The organism is Saccharopolyspora phatthalungensis, assembly GCF_014203395.1.
Taxonomy (GTDB): Bacteria; Actinomycetota; Actinomycetes; order Mycobacteriales; family Pseudonocardiaceae; genus Saccharopolyspora; species Saccharopolyspora phatthalungensis.
This window is the reverse complement of record NZ_JACHIW010000001.1, coordinates 2,011,211-2,031,545: the sequence shown is the minus strand read 5'-3', so window position 1 is coordinate 2,031,545 and position 20,335 is coordinate 2,011,211. Positions and strand designations below refer to the sequence as shown.

Annotated in this window: 17 protein-coding genes, 2 tRNA genes and 1 pseudogene; 14 read left to right on the top strand and 6 right to left on the bottom strand. The window is 67.0% G+C overall.

The genetic code is table 11. The annotated features are described in order from the left end of the window. The first annotated feature begins 70 nt into the window (after positions 1 to 70). From dnaN to BJ970_RS08980, 11 genes and pseudogenes are all read left to right on the top strand, one after another. On the top strand, positions 71 to 1,195 hold the full coding sequence (gene dnaN / locus BJ970_RS09025; RefSeq protein WP_184725843.1) for a DNA polymerase III subunit beta: 1,125 nt from the start codon (positions 71 to 73) through the stop codon (positions 1,193 to 1,195). A 150-nt stretch (positions 1,196 to 1,345) separates the two neighbouring features. Next, complete coding sequence (gene gnd, locus BJ970_RS09020) at positions 1,346 to 2,233, top strand: phosphogluconate dehydrogenase (NAD(+)-dependent, decarboxylating) (protein WP_184725841.1); 888 nt, start codon at positions 1,346 to 1,348, stop codon at positions 2,231 to 2,233. Between the two features lie 298 nt (positions 2,234 to 2,531). Beyond that, positions 2,532 to 3,707, top strand: a complete 1,176-nt coding sequence (gene recF / locus BJ970_RS09015) for a DNA replication/repair protein RecF (RefSeq protein ID WP_184725839.1) — start codon at positions 2,532 to 2,534, stop codon at positions 3,705 to 3,707. 91 nt (positions 3,708 to 3,798) lie between these two features. Further along, positions 3,799 to 4,368 carry a DciA family protein gene (locus BJ970_RS09010; protein ID WP_184728973.1) on the top strand — a complete coding sequence of 190 codons (570 nt, stop codon included), beginning with the start codon at positions 3,799 to 3,801 and terminating at the stop codon, positions 4,366 to 4,368. 500 nt (positions 4,369 to 4,868) lie between these two features. Next, a complete protein-coding gene (gene gyrB / locus BJ970_RS09005; RefSeq protein ID WP_184725836.1) occupies positions 4,869 to 6,842 on the top strand; it encodes a DNA topoisomerase (ATP-hydrolyzing) subunit B in 1,974 nt (657 codons plus the stop codon). 152 nt (positions 6,843 to 6,994) lie between these two features. Further along, the gene (gyrA, locus tag BJ970_RS09000) at positions 6,995 to 9,490 is read left to right on the top strand and encodes a DNA gyrase subunit A (protein ID WP_184725834.1); all 2,496 of its coding nucleotides are present in this window, start codon (positions 6,995 to 6,997) and stop codon (positions 9,488 to 9,490) included. A gap of 54 nt (positions 9,491 to 9,544) precedes the next feature. Continuing rightward, positions 9,545 to 10,321, top strand: coding sequence for a DUF3566 domain-containing protein (locus tag BJ970_RS08995; protein WP_184725832.1), 777 nt, complete (start codon positions 9,545 to 9,547; stop codon positions 10,319 to 10,321). 115 nt (positions 10,322 to 10,436) lie between these two features. After that, positions 10,437 to 10,510, top strand: a tRNA-Ile gene (locus BJ970_RS08990). 65 nt (positions 10,511 to 10,575) lie between these two features. Next, a pseudogene (locus BJ970_RS36990) lies at positions 10,576 to 10,683 on the top strand (DLW-39 family protein); the annotation flags it as partial. 99 nt (positions 10,684 to 10,782) lie between these two features. Beyond that, positions 10,783 to 10,855: transfer RNA gene (locus tag BJ970_RS08985), tRNA-Ala, on the top strand. A gap of 1,363 nt (positions 10,856 to 12,218) precedes the next feature. Continuing rightward, a complete protein-coding gene (locus BJ970_RS08980; RefSeq protein WP_184725830.1) occupies positions 12,219 to 13,169 on the top strand; it encodes a nuclear transport factor 2 family protein in 951 nt (316 codons plus the stop codon). Positions 13,170 to 13,348: 179 nt separating this feature from the next. Here BJ970_RS08980 and BJ970_RS08975 read toward each other — a convergent pair whose 3' ends face one another. From BJ970_RS08975 to BJ970_RS08965, 3 genes are all read right to left on the bottom strand, one after another. Continuing rightward, positions 13,349 to 13,558, bottom strand: coding sequence for a helix-turn-helix domain-containing protein (locus tag BJ970_RS08975; RefSeq protein ID WP_184725828.1), 210 nt, complete (start codon positions 13,556 to 13,558; stop codon positions 13,349 to 13,351). Positions 13,559 to 13,606: 48 nt separating this feature from the next. Continuing rightward, complete coding sequence (locus tag BJ970_RS08970; protein WP_184725826.1) at positions 13,607 to 14,101, bottom strand: SRPBCC family protein; 495 nt, start codon at positions 14,099 to 14,101, stop codon at positions 13,607 to 13,609. 103 nt (positions 14,102 to 14,204) lie between these two features. Then, the gene (locus BJ970_RS08965) at positions 14,205 to 14,780 is read right to left on the bottom strand and encodes a hypothetical protein (RefSeq protein ID WP_184725824.1); all 576 of its coding nucleotides are present in this window, start codon (positions 14,778 to 14,780) and stop codon (positions 14,205 to 14,207) included. Between the two features lie 142 nt (positions 14,781 to 14,922). Here BJ970_RS08965 and BJ970_RS08960 point away from each other — a divergent pair, with 142 nt between their 5' ends. Both BJ970_RS08960 and BJ970_RS08955 read left to right on the top strand, forming a co-directional pair. Next, positions 14,923 to 15,471 carry a peptidylprolyl isomerase gene (locus BJ970_RS08960; RefSeq protein ID WP_184725822.1) on the top strand — a complete coding sequence of 183 codons (549 nt, stop codon included), beginning with the start codon at positions 14,923 to 14,925 and terminating at the stop codon, positions 15,469 to 15,471. 32 nt (positions 15,472 to 15,503) lie between these two features. Next, on the top strand, positions 15,504 to 16,433 hold the full coding sequence (locus tag BJ970_RS08955; protein WP_312864166.1) for a rhomboid family intramembrane serine protease: 930 nt from the start codon (positions 15,504 to 15,506) through the stop codon (positions 16,431 to 16,433). 4 nt (positions 16,434 to 16,437) lie between these two features. Here the strand turns inward: BJ970_RS08955 and BJ970_RS08950 are convergent, their stop codons facing one another. Together BJ970_RS08950 and crgA are read right to left on the bottom strand one after the other, a co-directional pair. After that, entirely contained in the window at positions 16,438 to 16,845 is a 408-nt protein-coding gene (locus BJ970_RS08950; RefSeq protein ID WP_184725820.1) for a PH domain-containing protein, read from the bottom strand. 176 nt (positions 16,846 to 17,021) lie between these two features. After that, positions 17,022 to 17,288, bottom strand: a complete 267-nt coding sequence (crgA, locus tag BJ970_RS08945) for a cell division protein CrgA (protein ID WP_184725818.1) — start codon at positions 17,286 to 17,288, stop codon at positions 17,022 to 17,024. 361 nt (positions 17,289 to 17,649) lie between these two features. On the opposite strand from crgA, the gene BJ970_RS08940 reads away from it, so the two are divergent. Then, positions 17,650 to 18,291, top strand: coding sequence for an aminodeoxychorismate/anthranilate synthase component II (locus BJ970_RS08940; RefSeq protein WP_184725816.1), 642 nt, complete (start codon positions 17,650 to 17,652; stop codon positions 18,289 to 18,291). 66 nt (positions 18,292 to 18,357) lie between these two features. On the opposite strand, the gene pknB is transcribed toward BJ970_RS08940, so the two are convergent. Then, positions 18,358 to 20,313, bottom strand: coding sequence for a Stk1 family PASTA domain-containing Ser/Thr kinase (gene pknB / locus BJ970_RS08935; RefSeq protein WP_184725815.1), 1,956 nt, complete (start codon positions 20,311 to 20,313; stop codon positions 18,358 to 18,360). Positions 20,314 to 20,335: the final 22 nt, after the last annotated feature.

Below are 20,335 nucleotides of genomic sequence, written 5' to 3'. Positions count from 1 at the left end.
TGAGCTGCTTCGCTCCAGCTCGACACAGTTCTCCGGCAGCCGAGCCACGGCTGGAACCGAAAGGACACCCATGAAGATCCGCGTGGAACGTGACGGTCTCGCCGACGCCGTCGCCTGGGTCGCGCGCAGCCTGCCGTCGCGGCCACCGGTTCCGGTGCTGGGCGGGGTGCTGCTCGACGCGAGCTCCGGGGAGGCGCTGACCATCTCCGGGTTCGACTACGAGGTCTCGGCGCAGGTCACCACCGACGCCTCGATCGATGCCAGCGGACGCACGCTGGTTTCCGGGCGGCTGCTGGCCGACATCACCAAGGCGCTCCCGGCCCGTCCGGTGGAAATCACCGTCGACGGCTCCCGCGTCACCATCACCTGCGGCAGCTCCCGGTTCAGCCTGCCGACCATGCCGGTCGAGGACTACCCGGAACTGCCCGCGATGCCGGAACACGCCGGTTCGGTGCCCGGCGATCTGTTCAGCGAGGCCGTCGGCCAGGTCGCGGTGGCGGCCGGCAAGGACGACACGCTGCCGATGCTCACCGGCATCCGGATGGAGATCAACGCGGACAAGCTGACCATGGTCGCCACCGACCGGTTCCGCCTCGCGATGCGCGAGATCACCTGGGAACCGGGTACGTCGATCACCGACACCTCGGTGCTCGTCCCGGCCAAGACCCTCGCCGACTCGGCGAAGACGCTGGGCACCGGTGGCAGCAAGGTGGAGATCTCGCTGGCATCCGGCGACGGTTTGCTCGGGTTGTCCGGGACCGCGCGCCGCACCACCACCAGGCTGCTGGACGCGGAGTTCCCGAAGTACCGCCAGCTGCTGCCCGCCGAGAGTGCGGTGACCGCGAACGTCGACGTCGCACCGCTGGTAGAGGCGATCAAGCGCGTGTCGCTGGTCGCCGAGCGTGGCACCCAGGTTCGGCTGGAGTTCTCCGATCGGGTGCTGCGGCTGACCGCCGGCGGTGACGACGAGGGCAGCGCCGAAGAGGAGCTCGCGGTCGAGCTGGTCGGCGAGCCGCTGACCATCGCCTTCAATCCGGCCTACCTGCTCGACGGCCTTGGCGCGATGAAGACCGAACGGGCCCAGCTGCAGTTCACCACCGCCAACCGCCCCGCACTGGTCAAGCCGGTCGGGGAGGATGGAGCAGTAACGGAGGGCTACCTCTACCTCCTGATGCCTGTCCGCCTCCCGGGCTGATCTGAGTCACATCCGGCGCACGCCCGGCCGGAGCCTCCGATGTCGGTCGATAGGCTCCGGTCGGATCGATTCAGCTGGTGAGGTCCAGCCCCGCGGCCGGCCATGCGCGCCGACCAACCAGTCGAAACACAGCTCGCAGAGGGAGATCCGGTGCAACTTGGACTTGTCGGTCTCGGCCGAATGGGTTTCAACATGCGTGAACGGCTGCGTGCCGCCGGTCACGACGTCGTCGGTTACGACCGCAACCCGGACGTCAGCGACGTCGCTTCCATCGCGGAGCTGGTGCGGAAGCTGGCCGGCCCGCGAATCGTCTGGATCATGGTGCCGCACGGCGACCCGACCCGGCAGACCGTCGAGGAGCTCGCCGGACTGCTGGCGGACGGCGACCTGGTGATCGAGGGCGGCAACTCGAAGTTCACCGATGACCAGGCCAACTCCGCCCTGCTTGCCGAGCGCGGCATCAAGTACGTCGATGTCGGGGTTTCCGGCGGCGTGTGGGGTGCCCAGAACGGTTACGGCCTGATGGCCGGCGGCGACCCCGAGGACATCGAGCGCGCCATGCCGATCTTCGACGCGCTGCGTCCGGAGGGTCCGCGCGAAGAAAGCTTCGCGCACGCTGGTCCGGTCGGCGCCGGGCATTACGCGAAGATGGTTCACAACGGCATCGAGTACGGCCTGATGCAGGCCTACGCGGAGGGCTTCGAACTGCTGTCCGCCTCGGACGTGGTCACCAATGTGCCGGAGACGATCAAGGCGTGGAGCCGGGGCACCGTGGTCCGCTCCTGGCTGCTGGACCTGCTGGTCCGCGCGTTAGACGAGGACCCGGGATTAGCCGAGCTGCGCGGTTACGTCAACGACTCCGGCGAGGGGCGCTGGACCGTGGAGGAGTCGATCAAGAACGCCGTGCCCACCCCGGTCATCACCGCTTCGCTGTTCGCCCGGTTCGCCTCGCGTCAGGAGGACTCCCCGGCCATGAAGGCGGTCGCGGCGCTGCGCAACCAGTTCGGTGGCCACGCCGTAGCAGCGACCGAGGACTGACCCGCGCCGCGGTCGGTAGGTCGATTTGTCGACAAATAGACCTACCGACCGCAGTGTCCACAGGTCGCGATGGCGATCTGTCGACAAGTCGCCGAGCGTGAGCCAGCGGCCGCATCGCCTCGTCTATCGGCGCGAACAGCCCGCTCACCTCGATCGGCTCGGCACCCGACTCGTGGAGCGAACGCCACCGCTGACCTCTTCGAGCGAGGCGAGCTGGCCGTTTCTTCAGTAGCCGACCGACCTCGTGTTGTGGTGAGCAGCGCGGGGCCGGGGGGATCGACGACTAAGTTGGACCGCCGTGTACGTCCGCCATCTGCAAGTGACCGACTTCCGGTCGTGGCCGCACGTCGACCTGGCTCTGGAGCCGGGGGTCACGGTGCTGGTCGGGGCCAACGGACAGGGCAAGACGAACCTGGTCGAGGCGATCGGATACGTCGCGACGCTCGGCTCGCACCGCGTCGCCACCGATGCGCCGCTGGTCCGCGACGGCGCGCTGCGCGCTGTCGTGCGGGCCGCGGTCGTCAATAGCGGACGTGAGCTGCTGGTCGAGCTGGAGATCACGCCCGGCAAGGCCAACCGCGCGCGGATCAACCGTGGCGCCGCCGCCAAACCGCGCGACGTGCTGGGCATCCTGCGCACTGTCCTGTTCGCCCCGGAAGACCTCGCGATCGTCCGCGGCGATCCGGGCGAGCGCCGCCGGTTTCTCGACGACCTGCTGGTCGCGCGGTCACCTCGATACGCCGGTGTCCGCGCCGACTACGACCGTGTGCTCAAGCAACGAAGCGCCCTGCTGAAGTCCGCGGGCGCGGCACGCAAGGGCGGCGGCTCGGCGGACCTGCGGACACTAGAGGTCTGGGACGGCCACTTGGCCCGGTACGGCGCCGAGCTGCTGGCCGGTCGACTCGACCTGGTCGCCGCCATCACCCCGCACGTGACCAGCGCATATGCCAACGTCGCGGCCACCGACGAGGCGACCGCGCCGTCCGGTCGGGTGGCTGAGGTCCGCTACCGCAGCAGTCTCAGCGAGTCGCTGCCCGAGGGGTACGGCGTGCCGTTGGGCAAGGCCGCCGACGTGGCCGACCTGGAATCGGCCATGCTCACCGAGCTGGAACGGGTCCGGTCGCAGGAGATCGACCGCGGCGTGTCCCTGGTCGGACCGCACCGCGACGACCTGGAGCTGCTGCTCGGCGGGCTGCCCGCGAAGGGCTACGCCAGCCACGGCGAATCGTGGTCGTTCGTGCTGGCGTTGCGGCTGGCTTCCTACCACCTGCTCACCGAAGATGGCGCCGAGCCGGTGTTGATCCTGGACGACGTCTTCGCCGAGCTCGACCGCCGCCGCCGGGCCCGGCTGGCCGATCTGGTCGCCGGCGCCGAGCAGGTGCTGGTGACCGCGGCGGTGCCGGAGGACGTTCCGGCGGAACTCACCGGCGTCCGTTTCGACGTCCGCGAAGGCGAGGTGCGACGTGTCCCGTGACCGTTCGCAGCGATCGAGTATACCCAGAGTGATCGACGGGGCGGGGAATCTCACCGAACTACCCACATCTGGGGATAACTCTGTGGATGGTGTGGATAACCCGACGGCATCAGCAGGGCGCAGCACCGCCGGTCCGGTGCACCCGGTCGGTTCCGATGGCGCCGCGCTGTCCGGTCCGGACCTCGCCCGTGCCGCCCTGCAGGCCGCGCGCGAGCAGTCCGCGGCCCGCCGCCGCGATGCCAAGAAGAAAGGTGTCGGTGTCCGTCCGCGCCGCCGCCGGGGGTGGTCCGGCCCCGGTCCGGACGACCGCGACCCGCAGCCGCTGGGGCGGCTGGCCGCCCGGATCGCCAAGGAGCGCGGCTGGACCGAGCACCTCTCCGGTGGCCAGGTCTTCGCCAAGTGGGCGGCGCTGGTCGGCGGCGACGTCGCCGAGCACACCAAGCCGGTGGCGTTGAAGGACGGCGAGCTCACCGTCCAGGCCCAGTCCACCGCGTGGGCCACGCAGTTGCGCCTGTTGCAACGCCAGATTCTGAAGCGGATCAGCGACGGTGTCGGACGCGATGTGGTGCGCCGCATCAAGGTGCAGGGACCGGCCGCGCCCAGTTGGCGACACGGCCCCCGGCATGTTCCCGGGCGCGGCCCACGTGACACCTACGGCTAGTGGCCGGCGCGGCGCGGTCCCTGTCGTCAACTCGTTAGCGCAGGTAATCCAGCAAGCGGCCGTCGTGCGAGGATCCGGACCGAGCCCGTCGTTGCGCGGCTGGCCCGGTGTGCATGGGCCGATCGGCCGCGCCGCCCCGGGAGGAGAACTGTGGGTTGGCCCACAGTGCGGCCCGCAGGCGGCCGATCGCCACAGAGATCCCTCGACGGCCACTTACGGCTCTCGGATGGTGCCTCGATTCGAGTTATCGGCTCTGTGAGCAAGTCAGGGGTGTCCTTGCCCTACTTCTGCTGCAGGGGACAAGTAGAATCGGTGGAGGGTGTGGCCGACGCCTTCGACCGCCATCGCATCGTCGCGGCGCGGAGCGTCGGCTCATATCTGGGTGCGGCGCCGACAGACGAGTCGCCCCGAAGTGGTCTGCGGTGCGGTGCGCGGGTGTTCGAGCCGGCACCAACCGATCACCCTGACAGCATAATCGGCTCAAGGAGAAATCGAGGCCCGTGGCACCGAAGAAGAGCGATTACAACGCTTCATCCATCACCGTTCTTGAGGGCCTTGAGGCCGTCCGCAAGCGTCCGGGCATGTACATCGGCTCGACCGGAGAACGTGGTCTGCACCATCTGGTGTGGGAGGTTGTGGACAACTCCGTCGACGAGGCGATGGCCGGGTACGCATCCAAGGTCGAGGTCACCCTGCTCGCCGACGGCGGCGTGCGCGTCGTCGACGATGGCCGCGGCATCCCAGTCGACATGCACCCGGTGGAAAAGAAACCGACTCTGGAGGTCGTGCTGACCGTGCTGCACGCGGGCGGCAAGTTCGGCGGCGACTCATATGCGGTCTCCGGCGGTCTGCACGGCGTGGGTGTGTCGGTGGTCAACGCGCTGTCCATGTCCTTGGAGGCGGAGATCTACCGCGACGGCTACATCTGGCGGCAGCGCTACGAGGACTCCAAACCGGTCGCCGACGTCGAGCGCGGCGAGCGCACCGACAAGTCCGGCACCTGCATCACTTTCTGGGCCGACCCGACGATCTTCGAGACCACCAGGTACAACGCCGAGACGGTGTCCCGCCGCCTGCAGGAGATGGCGTTCCTGAACAAGGGTCTGACGATCGTGCTCCGCGACGAGCGCGCCGCCGAGGAGGACGAGGCCGGTGAGGACGCGAGCGGCAGCGCCGCGCGCGCCACCGAGCGCACCTTCCACTACCCGGGCGGCCTGGAGGACTTCGTCCGGCACATCAACGCCACCAAGGAGCCGATCCACAAGAAGGTGGTCTCCTTCAGCGCGGCCGGGAAGGGCTCCGAGCTGGAGATCGCGATGCAGTGGAACTCCGGCTACAACCAGTCGGTCTATACCTTCGCGAACACCATCAACACGCATGAGGGCGGTACCCACGAGGAAGGCTTCCGGTCGGCGCTGACCCGCGTGGTCAACGCCTACGCCAAGGACAAGAAGCTGCTCAAGGAGAAGGACGGCAGCCTCACCGGCGACGACGTCCGCGAGGGCTTGGCCGCGATCGTCTCCGTGAAGGTCCGCGAGCCGCAGTTCGAGGGCCAGACCAAGACCAAGCTGGGCAACACCGAGGTCAAGTCGTTCGTGCAGACCACCGCGTTTGAGTGGCTCACCGACTGGTTCGAGCGCAACCCAGCCGAGGCCAAGGTGATCGTCAACAAGGCGGTGTCCTCGGCGCAGGCGCGGATGGCCGCGCGCAAGGCCAAGGAGCTGGTGCGGCGCAAGAGCGCGATGGACATCGGCGGCCTGCCGGGCAAGCTGAAGGACTGCCAGTCCAACAACCCGGAGGAATGCGAGCTCTACGTCGTGGAGGGCGACTCCGCGGGAGGCTCCGCGAAGGAAGGCCGCGAGTCGCGGTTCCAGGCGATCCTGCCGCTGCGCGGCAAGATCATCAACGTGGAGAAGTCGCGGATCGACAAGGTCCTCAAGAACAACGAGGTCCAGGCGATCATCACCGCGCTGGGCACCGGCATCCACGACGAGTTCGACCTGTCGAAGCTGCGCTACCACAAGGTCGTGCTGATGGCCGACGCCGACGTCGACGGCCAGCACATCCGCACCCTGCTGCTGACCCTGCTGTTCCGGTTCATGCGACCGCTGATCGAGAACGGCCACGTGTTCCTCGCGCAGCCACCGCTGTACAAGATCAAGTGGCCGCGTTCGGAGCCGGAGTACGCCTACAGCGACCGCGAGCGCGACGCGCTGCTGGAGCAGGGCGCGGCCGCGGGCCGCAAGCTGCCCAAGGACGACGGCATCCAGCGCTACAAGGGTCTCGGCGAGATGAACGCCGACGAGCTGTGGGACACCACGATGAACCCGGAGACCCGGCTGTTGCTACAGGTCTCGCTGGACGACGCGGCTACCGCGGACGAGCTGTTCAGCGTGCTGATGGGCGAGGACGTCGAAGCCCGGCGCTCGTTCATCACGCGCAACGCCAAGGACGCGGGCCTTCTCGACGTCTGACGAGCTCATATGCAGTCGCCGAGGGGATTGATCGCCGTGTCAAGGCCGCAGCAGTGCCTCGTCTGTAATGGAACGGGAGAGGTTCGAGGGAACGTTTGCCCGCGTTATGGCGGCGCCGGAACACGCTAATCCGCCTGAAAGGAATCTCTACTGTGACGGAAATCCTGCCGCCGGAACATGGCCGGATCGAACCGGTCGACATCCAGCAGGAGATGCAGAACTCCTACATCAACTACGCGATGAGCGTCATCGTGGCGCGCGCGCTGCCCGACGTGCGGGACGGCCTCAAGCCGGTGCACCGCCGCGTGCTGTACGCGATGTACGACTCCGGCTTCCGGCCGGACCGCGGCTACGTGAAGTGCTCCCGCGTGGTCGGTGACGTGATGGGCAACTACCACCCGCACGGCGACTCGGCGATCTACGACACGCTGGTCCGGCTGGCCCAGCCGTGGTCGATGCGCCACCCGCTGATCGACGGCCAGGGCAACTTCGGTTCGCCCGGCAACGACCCGGCGGCGGCCATGCGATACACCGAGTCCCGGCTGGACCCGTTGGCGATGCACATGCTCGCCGACATCGAAGAGGACACCGTCGACTTCGCCGACAACTATGACGGGCGCACCCAGGAACCCACGGTGCTGCCGTCGCGGTTCCCGAACCTGCTGGTCAACGGCGGTGGCGGGATCGCGGTCGGGATGGCCACCAACATCCCGCCGCACAACCTGCGCGAGGTAGCCGACGGCGTCGTCTGGGCGCTGGAGAACCCGGACGCCGACGACGAGCAGTTGCTCGAAGCGCTGATGGCGCGGATCAAGGGCCCGGACTTCCCAACCCAGGCGCTCATCCTCGGCACGAACGCGATCGCGGACGCCTACCGCACCGGGCGCGGCTCCATCAGGATGCGGGCCGTCGTCACCATCGAAGAGGACAACAAGGGCCGCACCACGCTGGTCGTTACCGAACTGCCCTACCAGGTCAACCCGGACAACCTGATCGAGAACATCGCCACGATGCACCGGGAGGGCAAGCTCACCGGTATCTCGGACATCGCGGACGAATCCAACAGCCGTCGAGGCATGCGGATCGTGGTCACGCTCAAGCGCGACGCGATTCCGAAGGTGGTGCTGAACAATCTCTACAAGCACACCCAGCTGCAGACGACCTTCGGCGTGAACATGCTGGCGCTGGTCGACGGGGTGCCCCGCACCCTGCGGCTGGACCAGGTGATCCGGTACTACGTCAAGCACCAGGTCGAGGTCATCGTCCGGCGGACCAAGTACCGGTTGCGCAAGGCCGAGGAACGCGCCCACATCCTGCGCGGTCTGGTCAAGGCGCTGGACATGCTCGACGAGGTCATCGCGCTGATTCGGCGCTCGCCCACGGTGGACGACGCGCGCACCGGGCTGATCGAGCTGCTCGAGGTCGACGAGATCCAGGCCAATGCGATCCTGGAGATGCAGCTGCGCCGGCTGGCCGCCCTGGAGCGGCAGAAGATCGTCGACCAGTTGGCCGAGATCGAGCGGGAGATCGAGGACCTCAAGGACATCCTCGCCAAGCCGGAGCGGCAGCGGCAGATCATCCGCGACGAGCTGATGGAGATCGTCGACAAGTACGGCGACGACCGGCGCACCAAGATCGTCCCGTTCGAGGGCGAGGTCTCCATGGAAGACCTCATCGCCGACGAGGATGTGGTCGTCACGATCACCCGCACCGGCTACGCCAAGCGGACCCGCACCGACCTGTACCGTGCGCAGAAACGCGGCGGCAAGGGCGTGCAGGGCGCGCAGCTGAAGCAGGACGACATCGTGTCGCACTTCTTCGTGTGCTCAACGCACGACTGGATCCTGTTCTTCACCAACAAGGGCCGCGTCTACCGGGCGAAGGCCTACGAACTGCCGGAGGCCAACCGCACCGCGCGCGGTCAGCATGTGGCGAACCTGCTCGCGTTCCAGCCGGACGAGCAGATCGCGCAGGTCATGCAGATCAAGGATTACACCGCGGCGCCGTACCTGGTGTTGGCCACCCGCAACGGGTTGGTCAAGAAGTCCCGCCTGACCGACTTCGATTCCAACCGATCGGGTGGTCTCATCGGGATCAACCTGAAGGACAGCGACGAGTTGGTCGGGGCGGTGCTGTGTTCCGCCGATGACGACCTGCTGCTGGTGTCCGCCGAGGGCCAGTCGATCCGGTTCCACGCCACTGACGAAGCGTTGCGGCCCATGGGCCGGGCCACCTCGGGCGTGCTGGGCATGCGGTTCAACGACGGTGACGAACTGCTGGCGATGGGCGTGGTCCGGATCGACCGGTACGTGCTGGTCGCGACCGATGGCGGCTACGCCAAGCGCACCCCGATCGATGACTACCCGGTGCAGGGCCGTGGTGGAAAGGGCGTGCTGACTCTCCAGTACGACAACAAGCGTGGCAGGCTGGTAGGGGCGCTCATCGTCGAGATCGATGACGAGCTCTACGCGATCACCTCGACCGGTGGGGTCATCCGGACCACCGCCAAGGAGGTGCGCAAGGCCGGCAGGCAGACGAAGGGGGTTCGTCTGATGAACCTGGACGAGGGGTCCACGCTGGTGGCGATCGCGCGCAACGCCGACGAGGCCGCCGACCCCGACGCTGCGGGGCCGGAGCAGCAGAAGTAAAACCGTGGAAGACCACGCCGAACACCGCCACCGACGATCATCGAAGGATCGCTCGTGACACCTTCCGAGAAGCCGGAGCAGTCCGACCCGCAGCAGGATGCGGACCGGGCTTCGGTCAGCACCCAGACAGTCGACGAAAGTGCCGGGACCGCCGGCACCGAATCCGGCTCCGCCCCGGAGCAGCCCGCCACCGGAGGAAGCGGGGAAGCACTGCACGGCACCGAGACGCCGCCGCCCTGGCAACGAGCATCGGCGACGACCGAGCAGAGCTCGACCGGGACACCGGCGACTGCCGCCGCCCCCGGCTCGGACGCCGATGACACGCAGAACATCCCGAAGCAGATGCAGGACCAGCAAACGGTGCGTACCAAGGTGCCACAGGCCGCTCGGACGACGGTGTCGTTCACCGGCGACGCCATTGGCACCCGCGCCGCACAAACGGCGACTTCGGCGCGGCGACCGAGCCGGGGCCCGCGGCGAGCCAGCCTGCAGGTGAAGCGGCTGGACCCGTGGTCGGTGCTGAAGCTCGCGCTGGTGCTGAGCGTGGCCCTGTTCTTCGTGTGGATGATCGCGGTCGCTGTGCTGTACGGCGTGCTCGACGGCATGGGGGTGTGGGACCAGCTCAACGGCACCTTCACCGAGCTGACTCAGCCCGACAACGCGGCCAGCGCACCGCTGATCAGCGCGGGCCGGGTGTTCGGGGTCGCCTCGATCATCGGCGCGATCAACATCGTGCTGGTGACCGCGCTGGCGACGGTGGCCGCGTTCATCTACAACGTGGCCGCCGACTTCGCCGGCGGCATCGAGGTCACCCTTTCCGAGCGGGAGTGAGCCGCTGACGTGGCGATTCCGGTGCCGGACCGGGATCGCCACGTCCGGCTCATCCGCAACGGGGACCCCCGTTCCGGGTTCCGAAAGGCATCCTGTAGTGTTTGAAGTACACCAAGGGCCTATAGCTCAGGCGGTTAGAGCGCTTCGCTGATAACGAAGAGGTCGAAGGTTCAAGTCCTTCTAGGCCCACTGGTCAATCTTTTCCAGATCCGAGGAAGTCTCGGGCTGCACGCCACGCTAGGAGGCGACCGGAAGTGAAGAAGCTGCTCGCACTCGCCGCAGTTGCTGGGGTCGTGCTGTTCGTCATCCGGCGTAACCGGGCCGCTAAGGCCGAGGCCGACCTGTGGCGCGAAGCCACCGCAGAGGCCTGATCGTTTCTCTGGGCGCTTGAACCGGCTCGCGAAGCCGGTCGTCATCGCGAGCGTCACCGGTCAGCGGACCTGAGTGGTGACGCAATAGCCGGGGACGTAGCTCAATTGGCAGAGCACCGCCTTTGCAAGGCGGGGGTTAGGGGTTCGATTCCCCTCGTCTCCACCGTAAAGACCAGGTCGAAGCGCCTGGTCTTTTTTCATGATCATGTGCTAAGCCCATTCGGGGCACCTACCGGCGAATCATTTCGGGCGACAATTTCGTGCAACCGGTCTCGGAATAGGGTGTCCTTACTAATCGAGAGCCATTGCCGCCGGCTTGTGGCCCAACCCCTGCTGGACGATTTCACGCCCCCGGGGCGATGGCCGGTGAAGCCGCAGTGTGGCGCAGCGCGCGCGATGGAATTCGACTGGTCCAATCTTCGGCTACGGCACGATCGGACACTGCCCGCCGGAAGCTCGGAACCCGAAGCACACCACCCGGTGCAGTGCAGCCGTCCGCTGGCCTCCGTCACCGACTCCGCGACCAGTACGCGACGCGCCGGTCGAGGTCGGTGCGGTGAACGCGCGGTGCGGCCATCTCACCCCAGCGCAGGCCGGTGTCGGCCAGGAGCAGGACTCCGGACCGTCCATACCGCGGGCATCGGCGAGGTCGGCAACCTGATAGTGGGAGAGGACCGGTGTTCCGGCACTACAACGCGCGGGAGGTTGACCTCCTCGGCCGGTTCTTCGCCGTTCGTCTGACGACGACTCGCAATAGGGTAAATTGGGCAATGTAATAGGGTAAATCCGGGCAATGGCCCCACGTGACCACGGCGAATGGGCGTCGGCAGTCTTGACCCCCACTGGGAACTATGCAACCGTCACGATCTGATAGGCAGCATGCCGGCAACCGGAAGCATCTCCCGTACTAACTCGGCGACCGGCATTGAATTCGGCACAGCGAACGGGTCTGGGGCAGGTCAAGACCGTCGATAACGTCAGCGGCCTGCTACTCCCGCGACCCGGTACGCGATGAATCGCGTACCGGTGTCTGACCAATGTTGTGGCGCGCTGACCAGCGCTTCAAGCATAAGGTCTCGGAACGATAACGGCATGGTCCCGCATCTTGCTGAGTGTCCTAAGGGTCATTAAGACTATACGTGCTAGATATCACGGCTTATCCGAACAGAGATTAGAGCTTCTATCGAAAAAGCAACCTTGTCGCCACTGAGCAGTGTCGGAGTGTGCGGATATGTGCGCTTCGATACCAGTCTATGGCTGGGCTGAATCGCTGCCTGATCAGCCGCCTTTCCCGCGAATCGGTACCCCACTGCGCGTCGGTCGACCGTCCACCTGCGACGATTGACCGTTCTCACTCTGGGTCTAACTACAGTCCGTCCACGACGCGTGCCCGGAAGGGGCGGGCACACCGATGGCCTGGAAACGAATCGACCCCTGAATAAGTGCGATAGACACATGAACGACCAGTCCCTGGGCCGCTTCCTTTTAAGCGCGGCTCAATCTGAGTTGCAGGGAACGAGAAACCTATGCCCAAAAAATATGGATCCCGAAGGCTATTACTTGGGTTTACTGCGTTCGTCACAGCCATTGCCATAGCCGCCGGTATCACGCCACTCGCTGTCGCCGCACCGCAGCAGCACTGGCCCGCGTCGCAATGGCAGTTGGAAACGCCAGATGAGGCCGCGAACAAGGGGGTCGTCCTCGCGCTCTACGACGCGCTGAACGAGGGCAGGCTTCAATTCGTCAACCGGGCCATGCGGCCTGATCTCATCCAACATAATCCCGAAGTGGCCAACGGCAGTGCGGCCTTCCGGAAGTACCAGGCCGATTTGCGGGCGAAGTTCCCGCAGCTGCGTTTTGACGTGAAAAGGGTCATCGTCGAAGGTGACCTCGTCATCGTCCACAACAACTTCGTCCCACGGCCCGGCGAACTAGGGCTTGCCAAGATGGACCTCTTCCGGCTCAGCCACGGAAGGATCGCCGAGCAGTGGGGGGCCAGCCAGGATGTGCTGCCGCCGTCGAACATCGGCAACGACATGTTCTCCACGCTCAGCTCGCCCAGGGTGGACTTTCCGTTGCCGCTGTCCACGGACGCGAACAGCAAGCAAGCGGCTGTCGGCCTCTTCGATGAGGCGATCAACGAGCGCGATGACAACCTGCGTCTTGCGGCACTCGACCATTACATCGGTGACAACACCTACTTCCAGCACTGGCCGGGTGTGCCGAACGGTTCCCCTGCTCTGCAACAGTTCATGCAGGACATGTATGCCGCGCACCCCGGATACCGGGCCGATGTGAAATTTGCTGTCGCCCAAGGAGACCTGGTCTTCTTGTTCGCCCACCTGCTGGACTTCCCCGATGCCAAGGGATCGGTGTCCGGCGACATTTTCCGGGTCCGTGACGGCAAGCTGCTAGAGCACTGGAGCGTCGTCCAGCCCATCCCGGCGACCTCTGCCAATCCCAACACGATGTACTGACCCTGCGCGGGTTACGTAGAGAAACGGCTGGCCGGGCGGAAATACCGCCCGGCCAGCCGGTCTCGTTGATCCGGAGATCACGCAGGGACGCTCCAGGATCGATCAAGCTTGCCGTGTCGTTGTGTCCCAGCGGGGCTCACTGTCGTGGGCTTCGGGGCCTCTTCGTGAGTCGAACATGATCACGACCTCCCGTGTTTCTTGTGCACGGCCTGCCTGGACACGCCGAGTTCCCCGGCTATCTCCTGCCACGACCAGCCCTGGTTGCGCGCATTGCGGATCTGTACGGCTTCCAACTGTTCGAGCAGCTTTCGCAGCGCCGCCACGGCCCGCAGGCCGATCCGTGGGTCGCGGCTGCTCGCCGCGGAGGCGAGTTCCGTCGCTTCTGCCATGACGTCAACCTAGGTTGACAAGTTGGCTGATGTCAACCCTGGTTGACATCAGCGTTCCGCGGCGTCTTTGATCGCCTCGACCGTCTGTTGCATCGCCTGCTGCAGTCGCGACCGGCGAAAATCCAGGAAGGTGGCGGCCCGCTCGGCGGGCAGGCGATCCCTGATCGAAAGAAGCGGGGTAGGGGGTTGCCGCATCCGGAAGCGCTGGGTCAGCGTGCAGCCGGCACCATCGGGTTCGAACTCGAACGACCACACCGAGTTGTCCGGCGTCGGCGAGTGGGTCGGCACCGCCCAGGCGAACCGGCGGCCCGGCTCGGCCGCCGTGACCTCGCACTCGGTCGTCCAGGTGTCGTCGCGGAACCGATTGCGGCCCTTGACGGTGGCGCCGACGGTGCCCGGCTCGCCGGTGGCCCACTCGCCGCCGGTGCACTCCGGGCTCCATTCGCCCATCCGCGTGATGTCGCTGGCGATCCGGTACACCTCGTCCGGGGTCGCGGACACGCGCGTCGAAGCTTGCAGATCGAAGCTGGTCGGTTCGCTCATCCCTGCATCGTGACCATAGAACCGATCCCATCGGATGTGATCTAAACCACTCCGAGAAATGGGAGGCCGGGCCAGCGCTCCGGCCTCCCATTGGTTCACGGGGTCAGCGGGATTGCTCTCGGGCGACGTTCGGCCGGCTCTCGGACTGGGTCGCCGTGTCTGGGCGGTCCGCGCGGTGGCGGGCTTGGGTGTCGCGCCGGGTGAACTCGTTGTCCGCCTCCGCGATCGGCAGTTCCTCGGGGCGGCGGGAGAACACCGCCGCCGCGGCCGCAACCAGGCCGATCAGCGCAAGGAGCATCCACGGCCATTTGCGCCGCTGCTTCGGCTTGCCCGGGTCGATGCGCGCGGCCAGTTCCTTGCGGGCCGCGAGAGTGTTCTTGGCCAGCTGTTTGCGAGACTTCGCGGTCTTCTTATCCCACTGCTTGCGCGCCTTGCGGCCGCGTTTGGCGAGCTCCTTGCGGGACATCCCGGTGGCCCGCTGCGCGAGAAGTTCCTGCAGCTCCTCTGTGGAATAGCCGCGACTGGCGAGCTCCTGCTCGGCGCGGACCGCAGCCTGCCTGGACAGCGCCACGCCGACCTCGCCGGCGCGTTTAGCGCCGTGGCGGGCGGACTTGATGCCCGTCCCGACCGCCTTGCCCACGCTTTCGCCAGCTCGGGCCATCGCCTTCACCTCGTCCATCGTGTGCCCTCCTCAGCCCGACGTTCGCCGGTCGATTTCATCTGCCCACGCCCCCGGCGTTGACACCGCCCGGCAGGCGGCGATCAGCCCCCATACTGCACCCAGACACCGCGTTCGGCCTCTTCGATGGCAGGATGGTCTGGTGGCTGAAGACAACGGATCGCTCGTTGGGACGAAGGTGACCGCGACCCTGCACACTTCGCAGGGCGACATTCGGATCAACCTGTTCCCCGACAAGGCGCCCAAGACCGTGGCCAATTTCGTGGGCCTCGCCGAAGGAACCAAGGAGTACACCGAACCCAACGCCAAGGGTGAGCGCTCCGGGCCGTTCTACGATGGGGTGATCTTCCACCGGGTCATCGCAGGTTTCATGATCCAGACCGGGGATCCGACCGGAACCGGGCGCGGTGGCCCCGGCTACCAGTTCGGTGACGAGTTCCACCCCGAGCTGCAGTTCAGCAAGCCCTACCTGCTGGCGATGGCGAACGCCGGACCGAACACCAACGGCTCGCAGTTCTTCATCACCGTCGGTGCCACGGACTGGCTGAACTACAAGCACTCGATCTTCGGTGAGGTCGCCGACCAGGCGTCGCGCGACAAGGTCGACTCGATCGCGCAGACGCCGACCGGCAAGGCCGACCGGCCGCTCACTGACATCGTCATCGAGAAGGTTTCGATCGAACGCGGCTGACTCAGCCGACGAAGTGAAGAGCAGGTCCTGACGTGACTGTTCCGCCCGGATCGCAGCCTGGGGCGGACGGGGCGCCGCCGCAGCTGCCGACCTGCGTCCGGCACCCGAACCGCCCCACCGGGCTGCGCTGCACCCGGTGTGAGCGGCCGGCGTGCCCGGAGTGCCTTCGCGACGCCTCCGTCGGCCAGCAGTGCGTCGACTGCGTCGCGCAGGGGCAACGTGCCGCGCGGCGACCGGTGACGGTCGCCGGAGCGCGGCTGTCCAGCAAGCCGATCCTGGTGCCCGTGCTGGTCGCGATCAACGTGGTGGTCTTCGTGCTCACCGCGGTGCAGGCTGGCAGCATCGGTTTGAACTACACGGCCGCGCTGTTCGATGACTTCGCGCTCTGGCCGATCCTGGTCGCCGCCGGGCAGTGGTGGCGACTGATCAGCTCCGGGTTCCTGCACATCGGCCTGATCCACCTGCTGATGAACATGATCGCCCTGTGGGTGATCGGCCGGGACCTGGAGCTCGTGCTGGGGCGGCTCCGATTCGGCGCGGTGTACATGCTGTCCCTGCTCGGCGGCAGCACCGCCGTGTTTATGTTCGGTGCCGAGCTCAAGTCGGTGGCTGGCGCGTCCGGCGCGGTGTACGGCCTGATGGGCGGCATCGCGATAGCCGCGCTCCGGCTGAAGGTGAGCCTGCGGCCGGTACTGGTGGTGATCGCGCTCAACATCGCCGCCAGCGTGCTGATCCCGGGCATCTCGCTGCTCGGGCACCTCGGCGGGCTCGTCATCGGCGTGCTCGCGACCGGTGCGCTGGTCTACGCGCCCCGTAATCGGCAAGCGCTGATCCAGGCGGGCGCGCTTGCCGGGCTGCTGGTGGTCCTGATCGCGATGCTGGTCATGCGTGACCTGCAGTTGGGCAACATAGTCTGCATCGGATCCGGCGCGGATACCCGCTGCCAGCAGTTGGGGGCCTGACCGCTCAGCCGCGCAGCGCGTGGAGTTCGTCCGCGACTACCTGTGGGTCCGCACCCAGGTCAAGCCTGGTCAGCACGACCAGCTCCGGGTCGGCATCGAGTTCGAGCGTCTGCACGGTGCGGCCGAACCGGCGGTCCTGGCGGACCCGCACCGCCACCGCCGGCCAGGACCAGTGCTGCGGGCCCCGCAAGCCCCGGACGGTGACGCCTTCGCGGTCCGCGCGCAGCCGCGGTCGGCAGATGCTGCCGTGCGCGGCGGTGGCGGCCAGCGCCACCACGAGCACGCCGATGAACAGTCGGTCCGTCGCCGACTCGGCGACCAGCCACCACACCGCCGCTGCGACGGCGAGCACCCAGCCGCAGGCGACCAGCCCAAGCGGCGTCGCCCACTGCCGAGATCCACCCGCCTCCACCGTTATCCACCTGCCGCCGATGAGTTATCCACAGGGGTTATCCCCATTGGGGATGAGTTACACCGCTGTTCTTCGCTGACTCGTAGTCAAGGGGCCGACTAGACGAATGAGGCCCGAAGGGATTAATCCCTTCGGACCTCGACCACGATCCGCTGCCTTGCCGAAGCGGGTCGTGATCAGCGCCAGCGCATCGTCATCAACAGGCCGATGATCATGAACGAGAAGCCGACGGCGAAATTCCACCCGCCCAGATCGGTCATGAACGGGATCTTCTCGCCAGCCAGGTAGTTCACCACCAGCCAGACCAGCCCGATCAGCATCATCCCCAACATCACGATGACGTAGATCGGGTGCGATGGGCCGACCGCCTTCGCCTTCACCGGCGTGCGGCGATCGGCCACCGGGGTGGGGGAGTCCTTCTTGCGGACCTTGGACTTCGGCATGGTGTCCTCGCCAGGTGGTGCGGCATCGTGCGCCGCTTGCTCGGGCGGTCGCCGCGCCTCGGATTCCGGCCCGGTGTCCGGGTGCGCGGCTTCCGGCGGCGCGACTCGTTATTCCAGTTACCACGTTAACGTAATCACAGCGTTGATCGACTCCGTGGTCCAAGCCGTGACCGGACCGGAGCACGGCGGCTTCATCCCGGGCGGTCCTCGCGCTGTCGCCGAATCGTCGTCCGCACGATTGCGCACGGTGTCGCGGACTTTCCGGTAGTTGTTGATCACTTCCTCGATCGGGCGCCCGTTGTGAACAGTCCGTTGTGAACAGACCGGTGAAACCGGAATGCCTACCGCGTACGCTGTCGGCGTGCGCGTACTCGTCGTCGACAACTACGACAGCTTCGTCTACAACCTCGTACAGTATCTGGCGCAACTGGGCGCGAATTGCGTCGTGCGCCGAAACGACGTCGTCGCCGCCGCCGACATGGCCTCCGCCGATGGTGTCCTGATCAGCCCCGGTCCGGGTACGCCGGACCGCGCCGGGCGCACGATGGAGCTCATTGAACGCTGCGCCGCGGAGCGCAGGCCGGTGTTCGGAGTGTGCCTCGGGCACCAGGCCGTTGGCGCGGTCTGGGGCGGGGTCGTCGAGCGGGCGCCGGAACTGCTGCACGGCAAGGTCAGCGAAATTCACCATTCCGGAGCCGGAGTGTTCGCCGGTCTCGCGGAGCCGTTCATCGCGACGCGCTACCACTCGCTGATCGTCCGCGCCGACACCATCCCGGACGATTTCGAGATCACCGCGCGAACCGCGTCCGGCATCGTGATGGGCATGCGGCACCGGGAACTTCCGGTGGAGAGTGTTCAGTTCCACCCCGAATCGGTGCTCACCGACGGCGGCCACCGGATGCTGGCGAATTGGATGGCCTCGGCCGGGCACCCGGTGGACGAGTCCGTGGTCGCGGAGCTCGAACGCGGCATGCGCCAGGTCGCTGCGGCCGCCCGGCGCTGACGCGAATAGCCGAAGGGCATCCCGGACCGATCGGTCCGGGCTGCCCTTCGAGCCGTTTGCGGCCGATCAGCCGAACGGCGGGATGATGCCGCCATTAGGCGGGGAACTGGTGGGTGGGCTGCTGTCGTATTCGCCGACGTACAGCGTCACCGGCTGGTTCTTGGCCATCTTCTGACCCGCGCCCGGCGACGTGCCGACCACCTTGTTGTCCAGCGTTTGGTCCGTGGTCGACTGCTTGGTCTCGATGATCTCGCCGTCCCAGCCGCGGGACCGCAATGCCTGCTCGGCCTGGCTCGGCGACATTCTCGTCAGGGGCGGCATCGTCAGCTGCTGGCCGTTGGACACCACCAGGGACACCTCGGAGCCCGGCCGTGCCTTGCTCCCGCCCGCCGGGTTCTGGTCGATCACGGTGCCCTGCGGCTGGTCGGAGTCGCGGTCCACCTTGCTGACCTTGAACCCGGCGCCCTCCAGGTATGCCTTCGCCGTGTCGTAGGGCATGTTGCGCACGTCCCGGACCTCGACCGTGGTGATCTCCTTGCCGATCACGACGGAGATCGTGGTGCCCTGGGTGACGGTCTCGCCCTTCTTGTCCCAGTCCATGACCTTGCCGACGGACTTGGGGTCGCTGGTCTCCTTGTAATCCGGCGTCAGCCCCAGCTTGAGCCCGGCCTCTTCCAGCCGTTGCGAGGCCTCGTTGATGGTCAACCCGGACAGGTCGGGCACCGGCACGCTGGCCGGGCCGGTGCCGAAGCACAGTTCCAGCTTCTGGCGTTCCTTGACGAGCTGAGCCGGCCACGGCGGGGTCTGCCTGACGACTCTGTCGACGTCCTCTACCGACGACGGGCACAGCTTCGAGACGACGTTCCACTGCTCGCTGCTGGCCTGGGCCAGCGCCGCCGCCCGGTTCATGCCCATGAGGTTCGGTACCGGTTGCCCCTCCGGCTCGCTGTTGACCATGCTTGTGACCAGCCACGCCGCGAGCGCGAAGACCGCCACGCAGGCCGCGGTGACCAGGGCGACCATCCAGTGCTTGCGGCGCTTGCGTTCCTGTCGGGGGTCGATCTCGTCCGGGTCCCGGTCGACCGAGCGGTGCCGCCCCGGCGGCAGCATCTCGGTCGCCGACGTCTGGGTGAGCATCGCCGTCCGCTCGTCCTCCGACATGATCATCGGGGCCTTGGGGCGCTGCCCGGAGAGCACCCGCACCAGGTCGGCCCGCATCTCCGCGGCCGACTGGTAACGGTTGGCCGGGTTCTTGCTCAACGCCTTGAGCACCACGGCGTCCAGCGAGGCGGGCGTCGTCGGGTTGACGTCGGAGGGCTTGCGCGGCTCCTCCCGAACGTGCTGGTAGGCGACCGCGACCGGCGAATCACCGGTGAACGGCGGTTCCCCGGTGAGCAACTCGAACAGCACGCAGCCGGAGGCGTAGACGTCGCTTCGCGCGTCCACCGCCTCGCCGCGAGCCTGCTCCGGTGACAGGTATTGGGCGGTTCCTATCACCGCCGCGGTCTGCGTCACCGCGGCTTGTCCGTCGGCCAGCGCGCGAGCGATGCCGAAGTCCATCACCTTCACCGCGCCGGAGCGGGTGATCATGATGTTGGCCGGCTTGACGTCCCGGTGCACGATGCCATGCCGGTGGCTGAAGTCCAGCGCCGCCGACGCATCGGCCATGACCTCCATCGCCCGGCGCGGCGCCAGCGGCCCCTCGGTCTTGACGATGTCCCGCAGCGTCCTGCCGTCGACGTACTCCATCACGATGTACGGCAGCGGCCCGTTCTCGGACTCGGTCTCGCCGGTGTCGTAGACCGCCACGATCGCCGGGTGGTTCAACGCTGCGGCGTTCTGCGCCTCGCGGCGGAACCGCAGCTGGAACGTGGGGTCGCGGGCGAGGTCGGCGCGCAGGATCTTTACCGCCACGTCCCGGCTCAGGCGGGTGTCGCGGCCGCGGTGCACCTCGGACATACCGCCGTAGCCGAGAGTCTCACCGAGCTCGTAGCGGTTGGACAGAAGTCGAGGTGAACTCATCGAAGCGCCGTTCCGATCCTTG